The 2,962-nt window shown below is 38.1% G+C and carries 4 protein-coding genes; all 4 read left to right on the plus strand.

All coding sequences use genetic code 11. The features are described 5' to 3' along the window. A partial coding sequence (locus AC1DOS_RS19160) for a demethylmenaquinone methyltransferase (RefSeq protein ID WP_477538784.1) occupies positions 1-541 on the plus strand: 541 nt, incomplete at its 5' end. 23 nt (positions 542-564) lie between these two features. Then, positions 565-1,539 carry a heptaprenyl diphosphate synthase component II gene (gene hepT, locus AC1DOS_RS19165; protein ID WP_477538785.1) on the plus strand — a complete coding sequence of 325 codons (975 nt, stop codon included), beginning with the start codon at positions 565-567 and terminating at the stop codon, positions 1,537-1,539. A 105-nt stretch (positions 1,540-1,644) separates the two neighbouring features. After that, on the plus strand, positions 1,645-2,091 hold the full coding sequence (gene ndk, locus AC1DOS_RS19170) for a nucleoside-diphosphate kinase (RefSeq protein WP_108587172.1): 447 nt from the start codon (positions 1,645-1,647) through the stop codon (positions 2,089-2,091). A gap of 193 nt (positions 2,092-2,284) precedes the next feature. Continuing rightward, positions 2,285-2,962: chorismate synthase (gene aroC, locus AC1DOS_RS19175; RefSeq protein ID WP_477538786.1), on the plus strand; the 678-nt coding region annotated here is incomplete at its 3' end.

Genomic DNA, 2,962 nt, shown 5'->3' on the forward strand with positions numbered 1-2,962 from the left:
TTGTTGTGGAACTGCTGACTGGACGATTTCAATGGGACATGCGGTAGGTCCAAATGGAAAAGCGATTGGATTAGACTTTAGCCAAAATATGTTGAATGTTGGGTATGAGAAAGTTAAAGAATATCCTCAAATTGAATTGATTCATGGAAATGCTATGCAATTACCATTCCCTGATGCTACGTTTGATTATATTACGATTGGTTTTGGCTTGCGAAATGTTCCTGATTATATGCAAGTTTTAAAAGAAATCAACCGTGTTCTAAAACCAGGTGGGATGTTTGTGTGTTTAGAAACATCACAATCGGAATTACCGGGGTACAAACAATTATTTCGATTCTATTTTAAATATGTAATGCCTGTGTTTGGTAAGTTTTTCGCGAAAAGTTATAAAGAATATTCTTGGTTACAGGAATCTGCGAAGGATTTTCCAGGGATGAAGGAACTTGCAAAAATGATAGAACAAGCTGGATTTGTGGAAGTAGAATACAAGCCATATAGCGGCGGAGCAGCTGCAAGACATATTGGCATGAAAAAAGTTTAATTACTGGGAGAAGGTTACTGGTTGTGGAAAAGATGAAGTTGAAGATGCTCTATTCTGATATGCGTTCAGATTTAGATCTCATCGAAAAAGAATTAGAAATAGCGGTGAATTCGTCTTCAGACTTACTCAATGAAGCATCTCTTCATTTACTATTAGCGGGCGGAAAGCGAATTCGGCCCGTTTTTGTTTTGTTAGCAGCTAAGTTTGGGAATTATCAAATTGACCAAATGATGAATGTTGCAGTCCCTTTAGAGCTTATACATATGGCATCACTAGTACACGATGATGTAATTGATGATTCTGAAATGAGACGTGGTCAGTTAACCGTTAAAGCACAGTGGAATAATCGAGTCGCCATGTATACCGGCGATTTTATTTTTGCCCGAGCGCTTGAATATATTACCAACATTAATAATCCACAAGCTCATCGGATTCTTTCATACGCAATGGTAGAAATTTGTGTTGGGGAAATCATTCAAATTGAAGATAAATTCAGGTTAGATCAACGCCTACAAGATTATTTTAGACGTATAAAAAGAAAAACAGCTTTATTAATTTCCTCTAGCTGTGAACTTGGTGCAGTGGTCTCGGGAGCTGATGAGAAAACAGCCACTCATTTAAAACGGTTCGGCTATTATGTTGGAATGTCGTTCCAGATAATAGACGATATCTTAGACATTACATCGACAGATAAAGAATTAGGTAAACCAGCAGGATCAGACTTAATTCAAGGTAATATAACATTGCCGATTCTATTTTTAAAAGATTCGCCCGAATTTAGACCAGCGCTTGAACATGCTATTTCTGGAAACATGACAGAAATTGAGCGACTTGCACTGGTGAAAAGAATTCGAGAATCCGACGCGATTCCTAAAGCGAAAGCCATCAGTAACCGCTATTTACAAAAAGCCCTTAAAGAAATAGATTCACTACCAGCTTCACCTGCAAAAAAATCTCTCCGCGAAATTGCGCTTTATATGGGGAAACGCAAATTTTAATAGGTTGAACAAACGATGATACAATGGTAGTATTTTTTACGGTGGATAAATTACCCTTAACAGAAGGGAATCATTCTCTAAGATTTAATTGAAGGAGTGTTTATTATGGAAAGAACGTTTTTAATGGTAAAACCTGATGGCGTACAACGTAACTTGATCGGTGAAATCGTAGGTCGTTTCGAAAAGAAAGGCTTCCAATTAGTTGGATCAAAATTAATGCAAATTACACCTGAACTTGCTGCTGAACACTATGGCGAACACAAAGAACGTCCATTCTTTGGCGAATTAGTAGACTTCATCACATCTGGACCAGTGTTCGCAATGGTTTGGGAAGGTGAAAACGTAATTTCAGTTGGCCGTTTGATGACTGGAGCTACAAACCCTAAAGAATCTGCACCAGGTACAATTCGTGGAGATTTCGCAGTTACAGTTGGAAAAAACATCATTCACGGTTCTGACTCTTCTGATAGCGCAGTTCGTGAAATTGGTTTATTCTTCAAAGAAGAAGAGCTTGTTTCTTACACGAAAGAAGCTAACAACTGGATTAACTAAAAAAGTAAGCAGTCAAATGATTTTTCATTTGACTGTTTTTTTATTTTCCGTCAAATTATCTTTAGGCTATACTTGTTATATGTAGAGGAAAGGGTCTAGATAATTTTATTCATAAATTGAACGATGAAAATGAAAAAGGTTTGTGGTATAGTGTTATTTAAAATACTTTAGCGAGTTGAAGGGGGAAAGTGTTATGCGTTATTTAACAGCAGGAGAATCTCACGGTCCACAATTGACCGCCATTATAGAGGGTTTACCCGCACAATTAACCATTACGGCTGAAATGATAAATAAAGATTTGAAAAGAAGACAAGGTGGACATGGTCGAGGACGCCGTATGCAAATAGAGACTGATACGGTTGATATTACGTCGGGTGTTCGTCATGGTAAAACATTAGGTTCCCCAGTAGCTTTAGTTGTGACAAACGACGACTGGAAGCATTGGACACATGTCATGGGTATTGAACCTTTAGAAGAAGGATTAAACCCTGAAGATGTTAAACGACAAATCACACGACCGCGTCCTGGACATGCCGATTTAGTTGGTGGCATGAAATATGGTCATACCGATTTACGTAACGTGTTAGAACGCTCGTCTGCTCGAGAAACTACCGTACGTGTGGCAGTCGGAGCAGTAGCGAAACAATTGTTATCTGAACTGGGTATCAGTATTGTCTCTCATGTAACAGAAATTGGTGGCATAAAAGCTGACACCTCAAAAAGTGCAGATTTAACTGTTGCACAAATTCGTGGAATTATTGAAGAAGACCCTGTATATTGTGTGGATCAAGAAGCTTCTAAGTTAATGGTTCAAGCGATTGATGAAGCGAAAGAAAATGGAGATTCTATTGGTGGAGTCGTAGAAGTAATC

This window comes from Paenisporosarcina sp. P5_A11, from assembly GCF_056400705.1.

Excerpts from the sequence above, each read along its gene's own strand:
- ndk (WP_108587172.1), top strand. The coding sequence starts at position 1,645 with ATGGAAAGAACGTTTTTAATGGTAAAACCTGATGGCGTACAACGTAAC.